The sequence below is a fragment of the Streptomyces sp. NPDC089799 genome, from assembly GCF_040684755.1.
GTDB lineage: Bacteria > Actinomycetota > Actinomycetes > Streptomycetales > Streptomycetaceae > Streptomyces.
In genome coordinates, this window is record NZ_JBFBGR010000014.1 from 133,532 (window position 1) to 155,999 (window position 22,468).

Annotated in this window: 20 protein-coding genes; 12 read left to right on the forward strand and 8 right to left on the reverse strand. The window is 73.3% G+C overall.

Features of this window, described 5'->3' with window-relative positions:
- Window positions 1-108: 108 nt before the first annotated feature.
- The 6 genes from AB0O36_RS18040 (at window position 109) to AB0O36_RS18065 (ending at window position 6,404) form a co-directional block, all read left to right on the forward strand.
- Window positions 109-1,068 (forward strand): alpha/beta hydrolase, encoded by a 960-nt coding sequence (locus AB0O36_RS18040; RefSeq protein WP_365110901.1) that lies wholly within the window; start codon window positions 109-111, stop codon window positions 1,066-1,068.
- Window positions 1,061-2,230 carry an acyltransferase gene (locus tag AB0O36_RS18045; RefSeq protein ID WP_365110904.1) on the forward strand — a complete coding sequence of 390 codons (1,170 nt, stop codon included), beginning with the start codon at window positions 1,061-1,063 and terminating at the stop codon, window positions 2,228-2,230. The genes AB0O36_RS18040 and AB0O36_RS18045 overlap by 8 nt, the downstream gene beginning before the upstream one ends.
- Window positions 2,231-2,240: 10 nt before the next feature.
- The gene (locus AB0O36_RS18050) at window positions 2,241-3,638 is read left to right on the forward strand and encodes a sensor histidine kinase (protein ID WP_365110907.1); all 1,398 of its coding nucleotides are present in this window, start codon (window positions 2,241-2,243) and stop codon (window positions 3,636-3,638) included.
- Window positions 3,639-3,645: 7 nt separating this feature from the next.
- Window positions 3,646-4,317 (forward strand): response regulator transcription factor, encoded by a 672-nt coding sequence (locus AB0O36_RS18055; protein ID WP_365110910.1) that lies wholly within the window; start codon window positions 3,646-3,648, stop codon window positions 4,315-4,317.
- Between the two features lie 87 nt (window positions 4,318-4,404).
- Window positions 4,405-5,739 (forward strand): histidine kinase, encoded by a 1,335-nt coding sequence (locus AB0O36_RS18060; RefSeq protein ID WP_365110913.1) that lies wholly within the window; start codon window positions 4,405-4,407, stop codon window positions 5,737-5,739.
- The gene (locus tag AB0O36_RS18065; protein WP_365110915.1) at window positions 5,736-6,404 is read left to right on the forward strand and encodes a response regulator transcription factor; all 669 of its coding nucleotides are present in this window, start codon (window positions 5,736-5,738) and stop codon (window positions 6,402-6,404) included. Before AB0O36_RS18060 ends, AB0O36_RS18065 begins: the two co-directional genes overlap by 4 nt.
- Here the strand turns inward: AB0O36_RS18065 and polX are convergent.
- Window positions 6,391-8,118: a DNA polymerase/3'-5' exonuclease PolX gene (polX, locus tag AB0O36_RS18070; RefSeq protein WP_365110918.1), complete on the reverse strand. Its 1,728-nt coding sequence runs from the start codon at window positions 8,116-8,118 to the stop codon at window positions 6,391-6,393. The two genes, AB0O36_RS18065 and polX, sit on opposite strands and share 14 nt — an antisense overlap.
- A 59-nt stretch (window positions 8,119-8,177) precedes the next feature.
- On the opposite strand from polX, the gene AB0O36_RS18075 reads away from it, so the two are divergent.
- Window positions 8,178-9,383 carry a cytochrome P450 gene (locus tag AB0O36_RS18075; RefSeq protein WP_365110921.1) on the forward strand — a complete coding sequence of 402 codons (1,206 nt, stop codon included), beginning with the start codon at window positions 8,178-8,180 and terminating at the stop codon, window positions 9,381-9,383.
- Between the two features lie 82 nt (window positions 9,384-9,465).
- Here the strand turns inward: AB0O36_RS18075 and AB0O36_RS18080 are convergent, their stop codons facing one another.
- On the reverse strand, window positions 9,466-11,040 hold the full coding sequence (locus tag AB0O36_RS18080; RefSeq protein ID WP_365110924.1) for an ABC transporter permease: 1,575 nt from the start codon (window positions 11,038-11,040) through the stop codon (window positions 9,466-9,468).
- On the reverse strand, window positions 11,037-11,954 hold the full coding sequence (locus AB0O36_RS18085) for an ABC transporter ATP-binding protein (RefSeq protein WP_365110926.1): 918 nt from the start codon (window positions 11,952-11,954) through the stop codon (window positions 11,037-11,039). The genes AB0O36_RS18080 and AB0O36_RS18085 overlap by 4 nt, the downstream gene beginning before the upstream one ends.
- Window positions 11,955-12,026: 72 nt before the next feature.
- Between AB0O36_RS18085 and AB0O36_RS18090 the strand changes: the two genes are divergently transcribed.
- Window positions 12,027-12,575, forward strand: a complete 549-nt coding sequence (locus AB0O36_RS18090; protein ID WP_365111040.1) for a MarR family transcriptional regulator — start codon at window positions 12,027-12,029, stop codon at window positions 12,573-12,575.
- 72 nt (window positions 12,576-12,647) lie between these two features.
- Here AB0O36_RS18090 and AB0O36_RS18095 read toward each other — a convergent pair whose 3' ends face one another.
- Window positions 12,648-13,532 (reverse strand): diacylglycerol kinase, encoded by an 885-nt coding sequence (locus AB0O36_RS18095; protein WP_365111043.1) that lies wholly within the window; start codon window positions 13,530-13,532, stop codon window positions 12,648-12,650.
- Between the two features lie 185 nt (window positions 13,533-13,717).
- On the opposite strand from AB0O36_RS18095, the gene AB0O36_RS18100 reads away from it, so the two are divergent.
- Together AB0O36_RS18100 and AB0O36_RS18105 are read left to right on the forward strand one after the other, a co-directional pair.
- The gene (locus AB0O36_RS18100; protein ID WP_365110929.1) at window positions 13,718-15,001 is read left to right on the forward strand and encodes an adenylosuccinate synthase; all 1,284 of its coding nucleotides are present in this window, start codon (window positions 13,718-13,720) and stop codon (window positions 14,999-15,001) included.
- Between the two features lie 194 nt (window positions 15,002-15,195).
- Entirely contained in the window at window positions 15,196-17,262 is a 2,067-nt protein-coding gene (locus tag AB0O36_RS18105; RefSeq protein ID WP_365110931.1) for an NACHT domain-containing protein, read from the forward strand.
- A gap of 10 nt (window positions 17,263-17,272) precedes the next feature.
- Here the strand turns inward: AB0O36_RS18105 and AB0O36_RS18110 are convergent, their stop codons facing one another.
- From AB0O36_RS18110 to AB0O36_RS18120, 3 genes are all read right to left on the reverse strand, one after another.
- Window positions 17,273-17,926, reverse strand: a complete 654-nt coding sequence (locus AB0O36_RS18110) for a response regulator transcription factor (RefSeq protein ID WP_365110934.1) — start codon at window positions 17,924-17,926, stop codon at window positions 17,273-17,275.
- Window positions 17,911-19,164, reverse strand: a complete 1,254-nt coding sequence (locus AB0O36_RS18115; protein WP_365110937.1) for a histidine kinase — start codon at window positions 19,162-19,164, stop codon at window positions 17,911-17,913. The genes AB0O36_RS18110 and AB0O36_RS18115 overlap by 16 nt, the downstream gene beginning before the upstream one ends.
- A 164-nt stretch (window positions 19,165-19,328) precedes the next feature.
- Window positions 19,329-19,559: a hypothetical protein gene (locus tag AB0O36_RS18120; protein ID WP_365110939.1), complete on the reverse strand. Its 231-nt coding sequence runs from the start codon at window positions 19,557-19,559 to the stop codon at window positions 19,329-19,331.
- A 93-nt stretch (window positions 19,560-19,652) separates the two neighbouring features.
- On the opposite strand from AB0O36_RS18120, the gene AB0O36_RS18125 reads away from it, so the two are divergent.
- The gene (locus AB0O36_RS18125; RefSeq protein ID WP_365110941.1) at window positions 19,653-20,045 is read left to right on the forward strand and encodes a VOC family protein; all 393 of its coding nucleotides are present in this window, start codon (window positions 19,653-19,655) and stop codon (window positions 20,043-20,045) included.
- A gap of 54 nt (window positions 20,046-20,099) precedes the next feature.
- A complete protein-coding gene (locus tag AB0O36_RS18130; RefSeq protein WP_365110943.1) occupies window positions 20,100-20,897 on the forward strand; it encodes a hypothetical protein in 798 nt (265 codons plus the stop codon).
- 155 nt (window positions 20,898-21,052) lie between these two features.
- On the opposite strand, the gene AB0O36_RS18135 is transcribed toward AB0O36_RS18130, so the two are convergent.
- A complete protein-coding gene (locus AB0O36_RS18135; protein ID WP_365110946.1) occupies window positions 21,053-21,937 on the reverse strand; it encodes an alpha/beta hydrolase in 885 nt (294 codons plus the stop codon).
- Between the last annotated feature and the right edge of the window lie 531 nt (window positions 21,938-22,468).

Genomic DNA, 22,468 nt, shown 5'->3' on the forward strand with positions numbered 1-22,468 from the left:
TACGCGCGAAGGCCGCTCCGCAGTGTGACGACGACCATGGGGGCTGGTTTCTAACTTCGGATCAGAAGGGCAGCGCGCCCTTCGTGACCGGAGTGAAGGAACACCGACATGACACGTCTGGCTCCCGGACAGCGCCGCCCGGGGCGGCTCCGCCGCACGCTGCTCGCCGTGCTCGTGGCCGCCGCCGTCGTCGTACCGGTGTCCGCCGCAGCATCCGCCCGGGTGCCCGCGCCCGCACCCGTGGAGTTCACCGGGAGTGCCACTCCCGCCGAGCGGTACGCCGCCAACCGCGCCGGTCTCGCGGAGGCGGCCCGCATGGCGGAGGAGGCCGGGCGGACCGGCCGGGCCGACCGGCTGCGGGCCATGGCGGCCGGCGGGTCCGCGCAGTTCCTCGCCTTCGACGGCCGCGGTGACGGCCGGGCCGTGGAGGTCCTCGGCGACCTGGCGACCGCCGACCGGGTCGCCGTACTGGTGCCCGGCTCGGACACGACACTGGACACGTACCAGAGGTTCCGTGCCGGGGCCGTCGCGCTGCAGGAGCGCCTCCGGGCGGAGCATCCCGGTTCCGCGGTGGTGGCCTGGCTCGGATACGACACCCCCGGCACGGTCAGCCCGGCCGTGCTCACCACCGGCCGCGCCGACGACGCCGCCGCCGGACTGGGCGACTTCATGGACCTGCTGCAGCGGTTCGGCCCGGCCGGCGCACGGCACTCGCTGCTCTGCCATTCGTACGGCTCGGTGGTCTGCGCCCGTACGGAGACGGGGCCGGCCGTCGACGACCTCGCCCTGTTCGGCAGCCCGGGCACCGGGGCCGCACGGGCGGACGAACTGCCCACCTCGGCCCGGGTCTGGGCCGGGCGCGGCTCCGGGGACTGGATAGCCGAGGTGCCGCACGTCCGGTTCGCCGGGCTGGGATTCGGCACCGACCCCGTGGACCCCTCCTTCGGGGCCCGCCCGTTCGCCGCCGGTACGGCGGGCCACAGCGACTATCTGAAGCCCGGTACGGAGTCCCTGGAGAGCCTCGCCCGGATCGTGCTCGGTGGCGGATCGGAGGAGGGCCGTGGCTGATCTTCGTGAACTGCTCGCCCGTGGCCGCGCGTCGGCCGCCCGGGTGGACGCGGCCACCCCGGCCGGACGGGACCGGTCCGTGGACGCCCTGCGGGCCTTCGCCATCCTCGGTGTGGTCCTCGGGCACTGGCTGGTCACCGCCCTCACCACGGCGGACGGCGGCCTGGCCACCACCAGCCCGCTGATACGCATGCCGTGGCTGGCCCCGGTGTCCTGGCTGTTCCAGACCCTCGCGGTGTTCTTCCTCGTCGGCGGGCATGTCGGTGCCCGCAGCCACGCCTCGGCGCGGGCGCGCGGAGTGACGTACGGCGTGTGGATCGCGGGGCGGCTGGGCCGGCTGTTCCGGCCGGTGGCCATGGTGCTCGTGCTGTGGTCGGTGGCCGCCGCCGGAATGCTGCTCGGCGGGGCCTCCCCGGAGACCGTGCGGGCCCTGTTGAAGCTGGTGCTGTCCCCGCTGTGGTTCCTGCTGGTCTTCGCCGCGCTGACCGCGGCGACCCCGCTGGTGGCGCGGCTCCACCCGCTGTGGCCGCTGGCCGTCGTCCTGCACGTGGACCTCGCCCGGTTCGGTTTCGGCGCGCCCGAGTGGACCGGCTGGATCAACGTGGCCGCCGGCTGGCTGGTCCCGTACACCCTCGGGGCCGCCTGGGCTCGGGGGGCGTTCGCCGGCCGCCGGGATCCGTGGGTGCTGCTGGCCGGTGGGGCTGCGGCCACCGTGGCGCTGGTGCTGTGGGGCGGCTATCCGGCCTCCATGGTGGGCGTGCCGGGGGCGCAGGTGTCCAATCTGAACCCGCCGACGCTGGCCGCGGTCACCTTCGGGCTGGCCCAGTGCGGGCTGGCCCTGCTGCTCCGCGGACCGCTGGCACGGGCGATGCGGCGGCCACTGGCGTGGGCCGGGGTGGCCCTGCTCAACCTGTCCGCGATGACGGTCTTCCTGTGGCACCAGACGGCGATGATGGCCGTCACCGCCCTCGGCCTGCTGGCCGGGAGCGACCTGCCCGGTCTGCACACCGTGCCGGACGGGCCGGGCTGGATACCCGTCCGGCTGCTGTGGCTACCGGTGTTCGGGCTGGCGCTGGGCATCTGCCTGGCGGCGTTCCGCACGTACGAGGGGCGCCCCGTGCGGCAGCACGGAGCGGTTCGTAAAGGAATGGCCCATGCCTAGGCTGAGCGTCGTGAACGAGACGAGCGCGGGGGCGCGGACGAACGGAACGAGCGGGGACGGCGGGAAGCCGCAGAGCACGACCCGCCAGGTGTTCACCCTGCGGCGGGACCCGCTGCCGAGGATGTCCCGGCCCCCGTGGCTGGCGCGTCTGCCGCACGTGCTGACGGTGGTGGCGGCCGTGTCGTTCACCGCCATCACCAACAACCAGCTGAGCCACAACTACCATTCGGCCAACGGCTTCGTGTACTGGCTCGCGGTGCTGATGGGCGTGGCCATCCTGCTCGCCATGTTCCGCCCCATGGCCGGCTGGTGGCTGGCGACGGCCACGGCCACGGCCATGGCCGTCGAGATCCACGACACGGTCGGCCAGGGCCAGCTCTGGCCGTGGATACCCAGCGCGATGTTTGCCTACGCGGTCGTGGTCCTGCTGGTGGCGCTGCGGGTTCCGGCACGGGTGACGACTGCCGCCGTCTCCACGGCCCTCGGGCTCGCACTGCTCGGCGAACTCCTGTGGAGCCCCGAGCTCAGCAGCTCGTCGGTGGGGGGTGCCGGCGTACTGTTCGCCTTCACCGGGGTGCTGGGATACGCCCTGCAGGCGGTCCGGCTCGCGCGGGGGAGGCTGGAGGAACAGGAGACGCTCACCGAGGCGGAGCGCGCCCAGCGGGCCCTGCTGGAGGAGCGCAGCCGGATCGCCCGCGAACTGCACGACGTGGTCGCCCACCACATGTCGGTGATCTCCATCCAGGCCCAGGTGGCCCCGCACCTGGTGGAGAAGCCGTCGGAGGAGCTGAAGGAGAATCTGGCGGGCATCCGGGAGAACGCCGTGGAGGCGCTCACCGAACTCCGCCGGGTGCTGGGCGTGCTGCGTTCCGAGCAGCCCGGTGACGAGGCGAACCCGCACCATCCGCAGCCCACCCTCGCCGATCTCGACGGTCTCGTGGAGAACGTGCGCGGGGCCGGCCTGGAGGTGACCACCGAGCTGGCCGGCGTCCGGCGGCCGCTCACTCCGGGGGTCGAGCTGACGGCATACCGGATCGTCCAGGAGGCGCTGAGCAACTGCCTGCGCCATGCGCCGGGTTCGCGGGTGGAGGTGGGCATCGCGTACGGGCCGCACGAGCTGCACCTGTGCGTGGCCAACACGGCTCCGACCCGGCAGGCGCCGCCCTCTCCCGGGGCCGGGCACGGGCTGCTGGGAATGCGGGAGCGGGCGGGCATGCTGGGAGGTGAACTGGCCGCCGGCCCCCGCCCGGGCGGCGGGTACGAGGTCACCGCGGTGCTCCCGATGGACTCCCCGGCGGGAGCGCCGGAACCGGCGGGACCGGCGGATCGCGCGGCCACCCGGGCCGTCCCGGCCACCGCGCCCCCCGCCACCGCGGCCGTCCCGGCCGCCCGGAAGAAGAAGGACTGACCTGCGCATGACCATGCCGATCCGGGTGATGATCGCCGACGACCAGATGATGGTCCGGCAGGGCTTCACCGTGCTGCTCAACGCCCAGCCCGACATCGAGGTGGTCGGTCAGGCCGTGGACGGGGCCGAGGCCGTGGCCAAGGTCGCCGAACTCGCCCCGGACGTCGTCCTGATGGACATCCGGATGCCCGGCGTCGGCGGTATCGAGGCCACCGCGACGATCACGGCCGTCCCGGGCGCCACGGTGAAGGTGCTCGTCCTGACCACCTTCGACCTCGACGAGTACGTGTACGAGGCGCTGCGGGCCGGTGCCTCCGGCTTCCTGCTCAAGGACGCCTCCGCCGACCAGCTCGCCGAGGCGGTCCGGGTGGTCGCGGCGGGCGAGGCCCTGCTCTCCCCCAACATCACCAAGCGTCTGATCACGGAGTTCTCCCGGCTGGGGGCGCCCCGCGCGCCCTCGAAGGAACGGATCGGGGAGCTGACCGAGCGGGAGACGGAGGTGCTGGCGCTGATCGCCCAGGGCCTGTCGAACGCGGAGATCGCCGCGCACCTGATCGTGGCCGAGCAGACCGTGAAGACCCACGTCAGCCGGATCCTGGTGAAGCTGGGGCTGCGCGACCGGACCCAGGCGGCGGTGTACGCGTACGAGACGGGTCTGGTCCGTCCCGCGGGTTACTGAACGGCCCGGGTAGTACTTGAGGGGGACCTTGAGAGATCCCCATCAGCGGCGACGCGGACGACGGGGACCGGGAACTACGGTTCTGGCATGAAGGAGACCACTGCGGGGGGAGCATCCCGCGCACCGGAGTTCGAGCTCGCCAGCGGCCTGTTCACGGGCCTGCTGCGCAGTCTTCGCGAGGCCCTGTTCACCGGGGCGTTCGCCTACCGGCCGCTGCCGCGGCTGCGGCCGGACGGGCCGCTGGCCCGCGGGCTGCCGGAAGGGATACGGTCCCGGTCCGGCAAGCTCCCCCAGCTGCTGGTACTGGCGGCGGCCGCCTTCGTGGTCATGGTGTCCGTGAACCTGGACCGCGGATACATGGGGTTCACCGAGGCCGTGGTCCTGGGAGCCATCGCCGCGGTGCCGGTCCTGATGACACTGGCACGGCCGGTCGGCGCGTTCTGGTGCTCGATGTTCATCACCTGTGTGCTCGCCGTGGTGGTGAGCTCCGCGGTCACCTGGCCGTGGACCCCCGCCTCTTTCGTCGCCCACCTGGCGACCATGGTGATCGTGGCGGTACGGACCGGCCCCCGGGCGGCCGCCTGGATGTGGGTGTGCACGGTCGCCCTCGGCATGTTCCTGGCCGCCGCCACCGGGTACGGCCAGGCGTTCAACCAGGGCCCGATGGTCTTCCTGTCCGGTGTGGCGATGCTGGCCGTCAGCGTCTGGCAGATCCAGCGCAAGGCCACCCAGGAGATCACCGCGCAGCAGGAGGTCACCGCCGTGGAACGGGACAAGCGGACCCTGCTGGAGGAACGGACCACCATCGCGCGCGAGTTGCACGACGTGGTCGCCCACCACATGTCGGTGGTGGCGATCCAGGCCGAGGCGGCGCCCTACCGGGTGGAGAACCCGCCTCCGGAACTGGAGGCGGCGTTCGCGACGATCCGGGAGAACGCGGTGGCGGCGCTGACCGAACTGCGCCGGGTGCTCGGGGTGGTGCGGTCTGCGGACTACGAGGCACCGGAGGCACCTCAGCCGACGCTGGCCGCGCTGGACGGGCTGCTCGCCAATGTGCGGGAGGCCGGGCTGACCGTGGAGAAGACCGTCACCGGGGCGGTGCGGGAGCTTCCGCAGGGGGTGGAGCTGTCGGCGTACCGGATCATCCAGGAGGCGCTGAGCAACGCCCTGCGGCACGCGCCGGGCGCCCGGGCCGGGGTGGAGGTGTCCTACGTGCTGGGCGGACTGGGGATACGGGTGGTCAACGATCCGCCGACCGAAGACGTGCGGCCCTCGCCGGGTGCCGGGCACGGCATCACGGGGATGCGCGAACGGGTGGCCATGCTGGAAGGTGAGATCACAGCCGGTGGGACGGCGGAAGGAGGGTACGAGGTGGCGGTGTTCATACCCGTGCGCGCTCTGCCGGCCGAGGGAGCGGCATGACCGGCGGCACGATCCGGGTCCTGATCGTGGACGACCAGATGATGGTCCGGGAGGGCTTCTCGGTCCTGCTGAACGCGATGCCCGACATCGAGGTGGTGGGCGAGGCGGTCGACGGCCGGGAGGCCGTCGCGCAGGTGGCGGCGCTGCGGCCGGACGTGGTCCTGATGGACATCCGGATGCCGGTGCTGAACGGGCTGGAGGCGACCCGGGAGATCGTGGCGGCGGACGCGGACGCGAAGGTGCTGGTCCTGACGACCTTCGACCTCGACGAGTACGTGTACCAGGCGCTGCGGGCGGGGGCTTCCGGGTTCCTGCTGAAGGACGCCTCGGCCCGGCAGCTGGCGGACGGGGTGCGGGTGGTGGCGGCCGGGGAGGCGCTGCTGGCCCCGTCGGTGACGAAGCGGCTGATCTCCGAGTTCTCCAAGCTGTCGGACACCGGCCGGCCCGTCGAGCGTCCGACGGTGGGTGAGCTGACGGAGCGGGAGACGGAGGTGCTGGTGCTGATCGCGCACGGCCTGTCCAATGCGGAGATCGCCGACCGCCTGGTCATCGCCGAGTCCACGATCAAGACCCATGTGAGCCGCATCCTGGTGAAGCTGGGGCTGCGCGACCGTACGCAGGCCGCGGTCTTCGCCTACGAGGCCCGGCTGGTCACCCCTTCGTAGGCCGGAGGAAGCGGCGGAGCCGGGTCAGGGGCCAGGTGTTGATCACGTCGTCCTTGGTGAGCCAGCCGCGCTGGGCGGTGCCGATCCCGTAGCGCAGGTACGGGAGGTGGGTGGTGGCGTGGGCGTCGGAGTCGATGGCGAACTTCACGCCGTACTGCCGGGCGCGGAGGATGTCCTCGTCGCACAGGTCGAGCCGTTCGGGATGGGCGTTGATCTCCAGGGCGGTGCCGGTACGGGCGCACACGGCGAAGACCTCGTCGAAGTCGGCGTCGATGGGCGGGCGTTTGCCGATCCGCCGGGTGGTGGGGTGGCCGATGACCGAGACGTAAGGGTTCTCGGCCGCGCGGACCAAGCGGCGGGTGAGGTCCCCGCGGCTCTGGTTGAAGTGGGAGTGGACCGAGGCCACGCACAGGTCGAAGCCGGCCAGGAACTCGTCGGGCCAGTCGAGGCCGCCGTCGGGGCCGATGTTGAGCTCCGTGCCGTGCAGCAGCCGCATCCCGTGGTGGGTGCGGTCCAGGGCACGGACCTGCTCGCGCTGGGCGAGGATCTTCTCGGCGGTCATGCGCTGCATGGCCAGGTCCGGGGCGTGGTCGGTGAGGGCGAAGTACGTGTACCCCCGGGCGGCCGCGGCGGCGACCATGTCCTCCAGGGAGGCCAGACCGTCGGTGAGGTCGGTGTGGGTGTGCAGGTCACCGCGGATGTCGCGCTCGGTCACCAGCGCGGGCAGCTCCCCGCGCCGGGCGGCCGCGATCTCGCCGCGGTCCTCGCGCAGCGCCGGGGGGATCCAGGACAGGCCGAGGCGGGCGTAGACCTCCTCCTCGGTCTCCGAGGCGAGCCGCTCGCCGCTCTCGGCGTCGAACAGCCCGTACTCGGAGAGCTTGAGCCCCTGGTGGACGGCGAGCTCGCGGGTGCGGATGTTGTGGGCCTTGGACCCGGTGAAGTACTGGAGGCCGGCGCCCCAGGACTCCGGGGGCAGCACCCGCAGGTCGACCTGGAGGCCGTCGGCGGTGCGGACGGAGGTCTTCTTCCGCCCGGCCGCGATGACCTCGGTGGTCGTGGGCATGGAGGTCAGGGCCTCCATGTAGGCATCGGGCTTGCGGGACGCGACCAGGACGTCGACGTCCCCGATGGTCTCGCGCATCCGGCGCAGCGACCCCGCGTACGTGCAGCGGGCGCGGCCGGGGAGGGCGGAGAGTTCGGCGACGATCTGCTCGGCGACCTCCATGGCCCGGCTGATCAGGATGCGGTCCGCGCCGGGCTGCCGGAGCAGGGAGATGCCGTGCAGAATGTTCTCCTCGGTGCGCTCGCCGAAGCCCTTCAGGTCGCGCAGCCGCTCCCGGCGGATGGCGTCGAGCAGCTGGTCCACGGAGGAGATGCCGAGCTCCCGGTGGAGCAGCATGGCCTTGCGGGGGCCGAGGCCGGGGATGCCGATGAGCTCTCTCACCCCGGCGGGTATCGAGTCGCGGGCCTCGTCCACGACGGTCATGTGCCCGGTGCGCAGATATTCGACGATCTTCCCGGCGACCGAGGTGCCGACGCCCGGGATCTCCTTGAGGCCCTTGACGTCGAGGCCGGCGATGTCGGCCGGATGGCCGCCCACGGCCCGCGCGGCCTTCTCGTAGGCGCGCGCCTTGAAGGCGTCGCCGCCTCGGATGGCGATGAGGTCGGCGTACTCCTGGAGCATCGCCTGCACCGCGTCGTTGGCTCGGGGCATACCTCCATGGTGCTCCGGTTTCCCGGGAAGATCCGCGCGGCCGGTCATAGGCTGCGGGAATGGACTTCGATCCGTGGGACCCCGCGTTCGTGGCCGATCCGTACCCCGCCTACGCGGAGTTGCGGGCCAGGGGGCGGGTGCTGTGGTGCGAGGCCACGGGCCAGTGGCTGGTGCCGCACCACGAGGACGTCAGCGCGCTGCTGCGGGACCGCCGGCTGGGACGCACCTACCTCCACCGCTTCTCCCACGAGGAGTTCGGGCGGACCCCGCCACCGCCCGGGCACGAGCCCTTCCACGTCCTGAACGCGAACGGGCTGCTGGACCTGGAGGACCCCGCGCACGCCCGGGTGCGGCGGCTGGTGTCCCAGGCGTTCACCCCCCGGACCGTGGAGCGGCTGGCACCGGCCGTCCGGCGGATGGCGCGGGAGCTGGTGGCGGGGTTCGTCGCGAAGGGCGGCGGGGACCTGTTGTCGGCCGTCGCCGAACCGCTTCCGGTCGCGGTGATCGCCGAGCTGCTCGGGGTGCCCGAGGCGGACCGCGGGCTGCTGCGGCCCTGGTCGGCGGACATCTGCGGGATGTTCGAACTCCGGCCGGACGAGGAGACCGCGCACCGGGCGGTGACCGCGTCGGTGCAGTTCAGCGCCTATCTGCGGGGGCTGATCGAAGAACGGCGGCGGGCGCCCGGGGAGGACCTGATCTCCGCGCTGATCGCGGCGCACGACGAGGGGGGACGGCTCAGCGAGCAGGAGATGATCTCCACCTGTGTGCTGCTGCTCAACGCCGGACACGAGGCCACCGTCAACACCACGGCGAACGGATGGTGGGCGCTGTTCCGCAACCCGGAGCAGCTCCGGGCGCTCCGGGAGCGTCCGGCCGAGATGTTGTCCACAGCTGTGGACGAGCTGATGCGCTACGACACCCCGCTGCAGATGTTCGAGAGGTGGGTGCTGGACGAGGTGGAGATCGACGGCACGGTGCTGCCGCGCGGGGCCGAGGTGGCACTGCTGTTCGGTTCGGCGAACCGGGATCCGGCGCGCTTCGCCGACCCCGACGCGCTGGACCTGTCCCGGCGGGACAACCCGCACCTCAGCTTCGGTGCGGGCATCCACTACTGCCTCGGGGCGCCGCTGGCGAGGCTTGAGCTCGCGGCGTCCTTCGGGGCGTTCCTCGGTGCCGGGGTGCCGGAGCTGCGGCTCGTGCGGGAGCCGCAGTGGTCCGACGGGTATGTGATCCGGGGGCTGCGGGAGCTGGTCGTCTCCTGCTGACGGCTCTCAGGGCCGCGAGCCGGCCCTCGGCAGTCGGGCGGTCCGGCGGGGCTGCCGCCCGGCGGGCGGCAGCCCCGGCCGCTCAGCCGGTCATGTCCCGGCGGCGCAGGGCCAGCACTCCTGCCGCGGTCAGGACCGCCGCGAGGGCGGTCAGCAGGAACAGCGGGGTCCAGGACGGATCCGCCGCGCCCGGCCACTTGGGCAGGTGAGCGAAAGGCGAGAGGTTCAGCACGGCCTGCGGGAGGTTCAGCGCCGGGCCGATCCAGCCGAGGGCCAGCGCGACCCCGGCCACGCCCCAGGCGGCCGGCGCGTACTTCGGCAGCGCGCCGTGCAGGAGCACCGCCAGGGAGCCGATCAGCCACACCGCGGGCAGCTGGGCCAGCGCCGCCCCGACCGCCCCCGCGGCGTCCGTGCCGTGCCCGATCCCGATCCCGAGCCCGCCCAGGGCGAGGATCCCCGCGGCGCCGCCGAAGGCGACGGCGAGGTGCCCACCGGCCCAGGCCCGCCGGCTCACCGGAGCGGCCAGCAGCCACTCGGCGCGCTGCCCGGTCTCCTCGCCGTGCAGCCGGAGCACCGAGGCGGTGACGAAGAGGGCGGCGACCAGGCCGAGCAGCCCGGTGACCGATGCCAGGAACGCCTCGGTGAGGTCGGTCTGCCCGCCCATCCGCTCGAAGATCTCGCGGGTCCGCTCGTTCCCGCCGACGAGCTCGGCGGCCCCGTCGGCCATCCCTCCGAACACCAGACCGGCGATCAGGAAGCCCGCACCCCAGCCGACCGCGCTGCCGCGCTGGAGCCGCCGGGCCAGGGCACCGGCCGAGCCCAGCCGCCCCTCGGCCGGCCCCGGCCGGCCCGGCAGGAAACTCATGCCCGTGTCCCGCCGCGCGGCCAGGGCGTACCCGAGGAGGCACTGCACCGCCACGGCCGCGGCGAGCAGCGCGAGCACCCACCAGCGCTCCCCGGCGAAGGCCCGTACGTTCTCCAGCCAGCCCAACGGCGAGGCCCAGGTCAGCACGGACCCGCCGCCTGCCCGGCCCGCGTCGCCGGCCGCCCTGAGCACGAAGGCCCCGCCCAGGGCGGCGGCCGTGAGGCCCTTGGCGGCCCGCGCGCTCTCGGTGAGCTGCGCCGCCAGGGCGGCCGTCGTCGCGAACAGCATGCCGGTACCGGCGATCGCGAGGCCGAGGGCGAGCGCGCCGTCCGCGCCCTGCCCCGCCAGTCCGCCCGCGATCAGCAGACCGAGCAGGCCGTTGGCGGCGAGGGCGGCGAGCAGCGCCGCGGTGAGCGGGGCCCGCCGTCCCACCATGGCCGCGGACAGCATCTCCTGGCGGCCCGTCTCCTCTTCCTCCCGCGTGTGCCGGACCACGACGAGCAGGCTCATCACGGCGGCGAGCACCCCGCCGTAGACGCCCGTCCGCCAGGCCGTCAGGCCACCGAGGGAATCGGCGAACACCGGCCCGTAGAGGGCGCGCATCGAGCCGTTGGCGTTCATCGACGCGGCGATGCCCTCCCGCTCGGCGGCGGTCCGGTAAACGGTCCCGAGCGATCCCGGCATGCTGACGACGGTCAGCCCCGTCAGCAGGATCCAGACCGGCATCATGACCCGGTCGCGGCGCAGCGCGAGTCGCAGCAGGGTGCCGGTGCCGGCGTACGGCTGCTTCATCGCTCCTCCGCCCCTTCGGTGGTGTAGTGGCGCAGGAAGAGCTCTTCGAGGGTGGGCGGAGTCGAGGTGAGCGACCGTACGCCCGAGCCGGCCAGGGAGCGCAGGACGGCGTCCAGCCGGTCGGTGTCGACCTGGAGGCGGACCCGGGTGCCCGGGCCGTCGTGCGCGGTGCGGACGTCCACGTCGTGCACTCCGGGCAGCCGGGCCAGTCCGTCCGGCGGGCCGGCGAGTTCCGCGGTGACCGAGGTCCGGGTCAGGAGGCGCAGGTCGGCGAGGGAGCCGCTCTCCACAGTCCGCCCGTTGCGGATGATGCTGACGCGGTCGCAGAGGGTCTCGACCTCGCTGAGGATGTGCGAGCTGAGCAGGACGGTCCGGCCCGCCCGGCGGGCCTCGGCGACGCACCCCTGGAAGACCTCCTCCATCAGCGGGTCGAGGCCGGAGGTCGGCTCGTCCAGCACGAGCAGTTCGGCGTCGGAGGCGAAGGCGGCGACCAGCGCGACCTTCTGCCGGTTGCCCTTGGAGTAGGTGCGGCCCTTCTTCGTGGGGTCGAGCTCGAAGCGTTCGAGGAGGGCGGCCCGGCGCGCCTTGTCCAGGCCGCCGCGCAGCCGGCCGTAGAGGTCGATGACCTCCCCGCCGGAGAGGTTGCGCCACAGGGTGACGTCACCGGGGACGTAGGCGATGCGGCGGTGCAGGGCGACGGCGTCGGCCCAGGGGTCGCCGCCGAGGAGCTCGGCGGTGCCCGAGTCGGCGCGCAGCAGGCCCAGGAGGACCCGGATGGTGGTGGACTTGCCGGCTCCGTTGGGGCCGAGGAAGCCGTGGACCTCGCCGGTGGCGACCGACAGGTCGAGGCCGTCCAGTGCGCGGGTGCGGCCGAACGCCTTGTGGAGTCCGGCGACGCGGATTGCCTTCGTCATGTTTCTGAACGTACGCGACTTTCACAAATTTGTGAATCTCTGGAATCGCGTAAAGTCGGGTGCGTGACGGAGATGGATGAGACGGAGACGGGCGGGACGGCCGGCGGCACTGGCGGCACCGGGGGCGACCGCGACGGCGAGGCGGTCTCGCGCTTCGTGGAGCGCTTCGCCGGACAGCTGACCGACGCGGGCATGCAGCGGATGGCGGCGCGGGTCTTCGCAGCCCTGCTGGCCAGCGACCGGGCGAGCATGACGTCGGCGGAGCTGGGCGCGGCCCTGCGGATCAGCCCGGCGGCGGTGTCGGGCGCGATCTCCTACCTGTCGCAGGTCGGCATGGTCAGCCGGGAACGCGAACCGGGATCGAGGCGGGACCGGTACGTGCTGCACAACGAACTCTGGTACGAGACCTTCACCCGCCGCGACCAGGTGCTGGGCATGTTCGAGAAGACCCTCCGCGAGGGCGCGTCCGGCCTGGGCGAGTACACCGCGGCGGGTGCACGGCTCGCCGAGACGGCGGCGTTCTTCGAGTTCCTGCAGAGCGAGATGCACTCGATGCTGCACCGCTGGCGCGCCCACCGGGCCACGCTGGACCTGCCTCCGCCGCCGACGGCGGAGGCATAGGCATAGGCATAGGCGTGGGCGCAGGCCCGCCCGGAGGCCCGGGCTCCCCTGCCCGCTCCCCCGCCCCGCGGGTCAGTCCGGCCGGGGGACCGTCAGGTTCCAGGCCGCCGGGCGGAGGGTCCAGGTGCGGCGGCGGACCGGACCGCTGACCGCATGGTCGGCCCGGTAGCGGAAGTCCGTCCCCGACACCGTGACCGACCGCGCCAGGGCCGTCACGGGCCGCTCGGAATCACCCGTACGGACGACCACCTCGGCCAGCCCTTCCCGCCGGGCCACCGACACCCCCGCCACCGGCCGGTCCAGATCGGCCAGCAGCACCCCGTCGGCCTCCACCCGCAGCCGGTGCGCGCCGGCGGCGGCCGGGGCCACCGCCCCGCCGACGGGCGGGCGCACCAGGGTCCGTACCAGCGACCGGCAGGCACTCCACACCGACCGCTCGGCCCCCGCCGGCGCCGCCCCGGGCCGCCGGGCACCCTCGGGGCCGCCGGCCGCGCGCCCCGCCCCCGGCGACGCCGAAGGGATCCGCAGCCCGCCCAGCACCACCCCGTCGCTGTCGTCCACCAGCAGGTCGTACGTCCGCACCGCGCCGTCCAGCACGGCCCGCGCCGCCGCCACCGCCCCCACCGGGACCCCCAGCGCATGCGCCAGCGACAGGGCGGGCGCCGGACCCACCGGCACCAGGGACAGCGCCCCCGCCGCGGCGAGCGCCCGCTCCCGGTGCAGCAGGCCCACCGCCCGTACCAGAGCCCGGTCGTCCCCCACGATCACCGGACGCCGATGACCCCTGCGGGCGAGGGCCCGCGCGAACTCCTCAGGGCTCTCGGGGAGGCAGATCTTCGCCGCCGCCCCCGCGCTCAGCACGTCCTTCGCGATCCGCACGGACTCGCCGTCCAGGCGGCGGGCGACCGGGTCGACGAGCACCAGCAGGGCTCCCGCCGGCGCACCCGCCTGGCTCATGGTGGGCTCTGGAGCCGACACCTCGGTCCTTCCTCGGGTAGCATCTTTGTGCAAGAGCCCCTTGCGCTATTGCGCCAGGGGCTTCGTCTATTCCGGGGCAACCGGTCCGACGGCTCAGCCTGCGGTGTACATCGTCGTACGCCCCCTGACCTTGGACATGCCCCATCCGGAAGAGGTGTACGCCTGTGCCCGCTCTTGTGCTGCTCGGAGCCCAGTGGGGTGACGAGGGCAAGGGGAAGGCCACCGACCTCCTCGGTGGTTCCGTCGACTACGTTGTCCGCTACCAGGGCGGCAACAACGCCGGCCACACGGTCGTCGTGGGCGACCAGAAGTACGCCCTTCACCTGCTCCCTTCCGGCATCCTCTCCCCCGGCTGCACGCCGGTGATCGGCAACGGTGTCGTCGTCGACCCGTCCGTGCTGCTGTCCGAGCTGCGCGGTCTGAACGAGCGCGGAATCGACACGTCCAAGCTCCTGATCAGCGGCAACGCGCACCTGATCACCCCCTACAACGTCACCCTCGACAAGGTCGGCGAGCGCTTCCTCGGCAAGCGCAAGATCGGCACGACCGGCCGAGGCATCGGCCCGACCTACGCGGACAAGATCAACCGCGTGGGCATCCGGGTCCAGGACCTGTACGACGAGTCGATCCTCACCCAGAAGGTCGAGGCGGCGCTGGAGGGCAAGAACCAGCTGCTCGCCAAGCTGTACAACCGCCGCGCGATCGAGCCCGCGCAGATCGTCGAGGAGATGCTCCAGTACGCGGAGCAGATCAAGCCGTACGTGGCCGACACCACGCTGATCCTGAACAACGCGCTCGACGAGGACAAGGTCGTGCTGTTCGAGGGCGGCCAGGGCACCCTGCTCGACGTCGACCACGGCACGTACCCCTTCGTCACCTCCTCGAACCCGACCGCGGGCGGCGCCTGCACCGGCACCGGCGTGGGCCCGACGAAGATCTCCCGGGTCATCGGCATCCTCAAGGCCTACACCACCCGCGTCGGCGCCGGTCCGTTCCCGACCGAGCTGTTCGACAAGGACGGCGAGGACCTGCGCCGCATCGGCGGCGAGCGCGGTGTGACCACCGGCCGCGACCGCCGCTGCGGCTGGTTCGACGCCCCGATCGCCCGCTACGCGACCCGCGTGAACGGCCTGACGGACTTCTTCCTCACCAAGCTCGACGTCCTCACCGGCTGGGAGCAGATCCCGGTCTGCGTGGCCTACGAGATCGACGGCAAGCGCGTCGAGGAGCTGCCCTACTCGCAGTCGGACTTCCACCACGCGAAGCCGATCTACGAGATGCTGCCGGGCTGGTCCGAGGACATCACCAAGGCCAAGACCTTCGCCGACCTGCCGAAGAACGCGCAGGCGTACGTGAAGGCCCTGGAGGAGATGTCCGGCGCCCCGATCTCGGCGATCGGCGTCGGCCCGGGCCGCACCGAGACCATCGAGATCAACTCCTTCCTGTAAGCAGGGTCGGATCCGAAGGGGCGGTGTGCCGGCCGGCACGCCGCCCCTTCGGCATCCCCCGGCCCTTCGGCATCCCCCGCCCTCTCCGCACCCCCCGCCCCCTCCGCATCCCCCGGCACGCGTATCCGGCCGTCCCGCACCGATCCGCCGAAACGGCTGCCGGACCGGCCCGCCACTCGGCAGACTTCGTGCCCATGGCGACGGGGGGCTCCTACCGGGGCAGCGTGTGGAAGATCGTGGCAGCCGGATTCGCTGTCGTGGCCGTGGCCTTCGTGCTGCTCCGCGGGACCCCGCCGCTGCGCGACAGCCCGCTCGCGGACATCGCCGCCGTGGCCACCGGCGCGGCCTCCGCCTGCATCGCCGCGTACGCCGTGCTGCTCGGCCGCCGGCAGGAGGAAGCGGACCTCGGCCGCAGGCTCGCCGACTTCCGGAACCAGGTCGACAAACAGCTGCTCGCCGCACCCCGCGGCTACTTCCCCGGCTCCGGCAACACCATCCCCGTCGGCTTCGAGGACGCCGCCCGCCCCGGGACGGCCGTGGCGCAGCCGCTGGGGCCGTACTTCACCGGCCTGCCGCCCGGCAGGAGCCGCCTGGTGATCCTCGGTGACCCGGGCTCCGGCAAGACCGTCGCGGCCACCCAGCTGATGGCCCACCTCCTGGAGCGCCGGAAGGACGGCGAGCCGGTACCGGTCCGCATCCCGCTCTCCACCTGGAACACCGAGCGGCCGCTGAGGGACTGGCTGGCGGACTACCTGACCGAGATCAGGCTCACCCCCTCCCGGACCGTGGCCCGCGAACTCCTCGACGCCCGGCTCGTCCTGCCGATCTTCGACGGCCTCGACGAAATGGACCCGCCGGACGCGCCCCTGCGCGCCACCCGCGCGCTGCGCGCCCTGCAGCGGCTCGACGTCGAGTACGACGGCCGCACCGGCAAGGCCCCGCTGGTGGTGGTGTGCCGCACCGACCGCTACCGGAACCTGTCCCGGAAGGCACGCCTGGGACACTCCACCACGGTCACCCTCCGTCCCCTCACCAGCGAACAGCAGCTGGCGTTCCTGCGCGAGAGCGGACTGACGGACGAGGCCGGGCAGTGGCTGCCCGAATGGCAGCCCGTCGTCGAGGCCCTCACCTGGAACAGGACCCCCCGCGGACTGGCCCGCGCCGTCCAGACCCCCTGGCGGATGGCACTGCTCACCACGGGCTACACCGAACGGGTCGACTACCGCCCGGTGCGCCTGCCCGGCGCGCTGCTCGCCATGCCCTCCCACGCGGTGCCGGACCACCTGCTGGACCTGTACACCCGTGCCGCGACCAGGGCGCACAACGCGCGGCCGGGACCTGGGCACGGCCGACGACACGACCCGGAAAAGGTCCAGGTCGCGCTGACCGTCCTCGCACGGCACCTGCGCAACGGCGGCCGGGACCCCGAGGAGGAGCGCCGCCCGGGCGACGAGGTGGTCGCCGAGACCGACCTGGTGCTGCACCGGCTCTGGCCGATCGGCAGGTTCCAGGTCGCCCTGAGCGAAATGGTCCTCGTCAGCCTGCCGTTCGTCATCGGGATCGTCGTGGCGGACCGGCTCGGCTTCACCATCCCCCAGGGCAGCCCCCTGGCCTTCCTGGTGGCGTTCTTCCTGATGTCCGACCTGCCGCAGCTGGTCATGAACCGCCGCCGTCGCCAGCCCGTACCCCGCAGGCTGCACGTGCGGCGGCTCGTCGAGCCGGGCTTCGTCGTCGCCGGCCTGCTGGGCACACTCGGCTTCGGCCTGTACGTGTGGGACCAGCTGGGCGACCGTCCCCTGCTGGTCACTGCGGTCACCTTCGGCTACGTGGCGCCGGTCCCGGTGCTGCTGGCGGGCCGGCACGTCGCCGACCACCCGCAGGCCACCCTCACCGGCCCGCGCGACCCGCTGCGCGCCGAACTGCGGTACGCGCTCGTGCTCGCGGCGACGGGAGCGCTGGCCGGAGGTGCCTTCGTCGCCCAGTTCCTGGCCGACGCGCGGGGCTTTGTGTACGGAGCGGTGGTCGTCGCCCCGCTGGTCCTGGGCCTGGCGGCCCCCGCCTGGCGCCGCCACCTGGCGTTCAAGGGCTCCCTGGGCGGCGAACTGCCGCTCCGGCTGGGCGGCTTCCTCGACTGGTGCTGCGAGGCGGGACTGCTGCGGGTGGAGGGGTTCGCCTACCAGTTCCGCCACCGGGAACTGCAGGACTGGCTGGCCCGGCCGGAACCTTCGGAGGAGACACCCGCCACGGCCGCCGCGGAATGACCCGCGGTCGTCACGACCGGCCGTGGTCCAGATAGGCCAGGACCGCCAGCACACGGCGGTTGTCGTCCTCGGAGACCTCCAGGCCGAGCTTGGCGAAGATGTTGGAGGTGTGCTTGGCCACCGCCCGCTCCGTCACCACCAGCTGTGCGGCGATCGCGGTGTTGGAGCGGCCCTCGGCCATCAGCTCCAGCACCTGCAGCTCCCTCGGGGTCAGCCCGGCCACCGGCCCGTCCCGGCCGCGGCGGGTCAGCAGCTGCGAGATGACCTGCGGGTCCATCGCGGTGCCTCCCGCCGCCACCCGGCGGATCGCACCGGTGAACTCCTCCACGTCGAACACCCGGTCCTTGAGCAGGTAGCCCACACCGCCCCGGCCGTCCGCCAGCAGCTCCCGCGCGTACAGCTGCTCCACGTGCTGCGAGAGCACCAGCACCGGCAGCCCCGGCCGGGCCCGCCGGGCCGCGAGCGCGCACTGCAGGCCCTCGTCGGTGTGCGAGGGCGGCAGCCGGACGTCGACCACGGCGACGTCCGGTCGCGACTCCGCCAGGGCGCGGGTGAGTTCGGGTCCGCTCTCCACGGCGGCCGCGACCTCGAAACCGTGCGCCTCCAGCATGCGCACCAGTCCGTCCCGCAGCAGGAAGAGGTCCTCGGCTATGACAACACGCAAGGGATCTCCATGGTCACCATGGTGGGGCCGCCCACGGGGCTGCTGACGGCCAGGACACCGTCGAATGTACCGAGCCGGCGCTCCACCCCCACCAGCCCCGAGCCCGCACCGACCACCGCTCCACCGGTCCCGTTGTCGGTGACCGAGACCCGCAGCGACCCGTCCGCGTGGGCGATGTCCACCCACACCCGGTCCGCCTCCGCGTGCTTGACCGCGTTGGTGAGCGCCTCGCTGACCGCGAAGTACGCCGCTGCCTCGACGGGCGCCCCGGCCCGCCCCGGCAGCTCCACCTCCACCTCCACGGGCAGCGGCAGCCGCAGGGCCAGCGCCCGTACGGCGTCGCCCAGGCCGCGCTCGGCCAGCACCGGCGGGTGGATGCCCCGGACCAGGTCCCGCAGTTCGGCCAGCGCCTCGGAGGAGTTCTTCCGGGCCTGCACGAGAAGTTCCCTGGCCATGGCCGGGTCCTTCTCCACCACCGCCTCGATGGTGCCCAGGTGCATGCCCATGGCGACCAGGCGGGCCTGCGCCCCGTCGTGCAGGTCCCGTTCGATCCGGCGCAGTTCGGCGGCGGAGGCGTCCACGGCGTCGTGCCGGGTCTCCGTGAGCCGGTCGATACGCCGGTTCAGTTCGGCGGTCAGCGGACGGTCGAGCAGCGCCCTGGCCAGCAGGAAGTGGCCGCGCAGCAGCCGTTCGCCGTTCCGCAGCGTCAGGTGCAGCACGACGAGCCCCAGGACGCCGGCGGCGTACGCGGTGGCCTGACCCTCCACCATGACGAACCCGTACGGGAACGCGATCCCGTGGACCACCAGCCGCCACATCCCGGCCGCGAGGGCCAGCCCCTCCGCGGCGAACAGGAACAGGGTCAAGGGCAGGACGGCGGTGAACCAGCCGGCCCACATGTCGAGGAACAGCCACAGCAGGTCACGCCAGGTGGCCGGGTCCCGCAGCAGCGCCGCCGACCGCTCCAGCCGTACGCCGTAGCCGCCGCCGCGGAGCTCCGGCAGCGGCAGGTAGCCGGCGGAGATCCGTACGTCCGACCAGTCGGCGGCGAGCCGGCGGCGCCGGTCGGCGTGCGCCCGGACCCGGGCCACCACCGCGGGCAGCACGAACAGTCCGCCCACCGGCAGGAGCAGGATGGCCGCGACGCAGCATGTGAACAGCAGCGCCGAGAGCGGCACGGCCTGCCAGGACAGCCGGAACCCGCGCCGGGCCGCCCGTACGGAATTGCGCGCTCTCATGGTCGTCCCCCGTTGCTCCCCGGGCAGCCGTTCCGCCCCGTTCCGGGACAAGTCTCCGTCCCGGCCCCGGAAAGATCACGGGGCCGGGACACCCGCCGATGGTGTACCTGGCAACACCCTGCCCGGCGTCGGCGTCCGCCCTGGTGAAGTCGCGCGACAGCCGGTCATCCGGCCGTTCGTCCGGCCCCGCGTCCCGGTCCTCCGGCCCGGTCCCGGACCGCACGCAGGGTGATCCCGTGACGGGTCCGGAGGCGGAACAGTTCGAAGGCGGCGATGGCCGTCGTCGCCACCGCGGCGGCCGGCGGCTCCTGGAGGATCCGCACCGGCCGGTCGTGCAGGACCGCGGCGGCCGGCGGCTCCATCCAGCGCTTCACGGACGTGCGGTACGGACTCACTCCCGCCTCCCCCTGTCGCAGGTGCAGCGATCACGGCAGCGGGACCGCTCGGAGGACAGGCCTCCGTGGCGGATGCGGTGCGAGCATGGGCGCATGCCCCTGGTCATCAAAGATCTCGTCATCGACTGCGAGGACCCGCAGCGTGTGGCGGCCTTCTGGTCCGCGCTGCTGGACCGCCCCGTCACGGCCACGATCGGCCCGTACGTCTTCCTCACCCGCGGCGACGGCCCCGGACTCGCCTTCCAGAAGGTCGACCGCCCCACCACCGGCAAGAACCGCATCCACGTCGACCTGGCCTCCCCCGACCCCGCCGCCGAACAGCGGCGCGTCGAGGCCCTCGGCGGCCGCAGGCTGGAGGAGTACGCCGGGGGCGGGTTCCTGGTCATGGCCGACCCCGAGGGCAACGAGTTCTGCATCATCCCCGAGGGACCGTTCGACGTCGACGACGACGGCCGCGCGGACTACCTGGCCGCGCCGGTGTCCTGATCCCCGACCCGTTGCCGAGTGGCGGGCGGGGCGGGAGGATCACAGGCTTGAAGGGTGGGCACCGAGGCATACGGCTCCGACAAGGGCGGGGTGGCCGGGTTCCTGGAGAACCCCGTTGTCGGCATGGCGCCGTGGATCATCTTCTCGCTGCTGGTCGGACCGGGCCGGTTCGAGCTCGCGGTCGGCCTGGCCCTGGCCTCGGCGGTGGTCCTGGTCGCGGCCGGCAAGCTGGTCCACCGCGGCAGCTCCTGGAAGATCCTGGAGATCGCGGACGTCGTCTTCTTCGCAGCGCTGGCGGTCATCGGGGCACTGGCGAGCGACGGGACGCTGCGCTGGCTGGAAACGTACGCCGGGGAGCTCTCCAACATCGCGCTCACCGTGATCGCCTTCGGCTCGATCGCGGTCGGTGTCCCCTTCACCCTCCAGTACGCGAAGGAACAGGTGGACCCGGCGTACTGGAACACGCCCGCGTTCCTCCGCACCAACCGGATCATCACCGCCGTCTGGGGCCTGGCCTTCCTGATCGCCGCGCTCGCGGGGGCCTACGGCGACCTGGTGCTGCACAACCCGGACAACATCTGGACCGGCTGGATCATCCAGATCCTGGCGATCGTCGCGGCCGTGAAGTTCACGGTCTGGTACCCGGACGTGGCCCGCGCCCGCGCCCGGGGAGAACGGCCACCACACCCGGCCGGCTTCCTGCTCCCCCTGACCGGGCTCCTGGTCCCCATCGGCATCGGGGTGCTGATCTTCGACGGCGGGGTGTGGTGGCTGGGCGTGGCCCTGATCATCCTGGGCGTACTGCTGACGAAGGCACTGGCGGGTGCGGACGAGGACGGCCCGTCTCCGTGAGCGGGGCGGGGGGCAACAGCGGGACTCGTGTCGGTCGGGACCGGTCGGCGGGTGGGGGTGTTGGTGCGCCGAGGCTCCGCCTGGACGGCATCAGGGAGGTGCCCCGGGGCTGCCCGTCAGTCCTCACTGTCCTTCCGTGCCGGCCGCCGGCGCGCTCACCAGCCCAGTTGGGCGATTTCCTCCGCCACCACCGCGCTCGCGTCCGCCGCCGGGTCGATCAGGGGGAAGTGGCCGACGTCGGACAGGAGCGTCAGGCCCACCGTCTCGCCGGCTTTCGCGGCCGCCTCGACGTAGGCCTCGGCCACCTGTGGCGGGACCACGATGTCCTCGCGGCCGTGGACGATCGCCGTCGCGATGCCCGTGGGGAGCAGGGCGGCAGGGTCGGCGTACGGCAGGCGGGAGGCGAACGGCCCCTCGCCGCCCAGCAGCTGTGCCGACGCGCCGCCGCACACGCCGAGCTCCTCCGCCACCGTGAAGTCCGCGATCGGTGCCAGTGCCACCACGCCGCGCAGTTCCGGCGGTTCGGGCAGCCGCCAGGCGGTCGGGGCGTCGGCCGGCAGGACGTGGCGCGCCGCCGCCCACAGCGCCAGGTGGCCGCCCGCCGAGTGGCCGGTCAGGACCGTGCGGCGGAGGTCCGCCCGGGGAACGGCCGCGGCCGCGAGGGCCGGCAGGGCGTCCATCGCCGCTGCCACGTCGTCGAAGGTCTCGGGCCACCGGCCCGCCACCGGACCGGATCCGCCCTGGTGCGGCAGCGCGCTCCCGCGCCGGTACTCCACGTTGGCCACCGCGAAGCCCCGGCGGGCCAGGAAGTCCGCGAGGGGCGTGATGTGCTGCCGGTCGTACGGGGCGCGCCACGCACCTCCGTGCAGGAGGACCACCAGCGGTGCCGGTCCCGGCCCGTGGTCCCCGCGCGGTGCGTAGAAGTCCACGATCTGGTCAGGGTGTTCGCCGTACGCGGCGGTCGCGTCCGGGACCACCGGCGGGTGGGAGAAGGCCGACGCGGACTCGGCGGCGTCCCGTTCGACTGCGGGGTCCGTCATCGGCTCGACACACACCTCTCGGTACGCGGATCCTGCGGATCCCCCGGTCCGCGGAGAACGCGGGGACACGCAGAACGCGGATGGCACGGCTGCACACGCCCGGAGGCGCGCACCCCGCCGCTCCCGCCCGGCCACTACGCGGGGCGGGCGGGGGACAGCTGGGACACATGTTCCGGGCAGCGGGACGCTATCAGGCAGCGGGCGGCCCGCAGAAGAAAGCCCGCGAGCCCGGCAGGAGCGCGAGGGAGGCACTGCGGAGGCACTGCGGAGGCACTGCGGAGGCACGACGGATGCACGACAGCGGCACGGCGGGAGCACGGCAGAAGACGGCGGAAACACGGCAGAAGCACGACGTGCGCACGACAGCACCACCGCTCCCGCCCTGCGGCAGCACCGCAGCCGCCCACCGGCCACCCCTCCACCGGCCGCCGCCCCCGGCCGCTCACCACCCGTGCCCCGGATGCCCGTCCCGCCCGTCCCTCTCCCCCGGTTCGTTCACCCGGGGTGGGCGGGCGGGACGTTTCAGCAGTC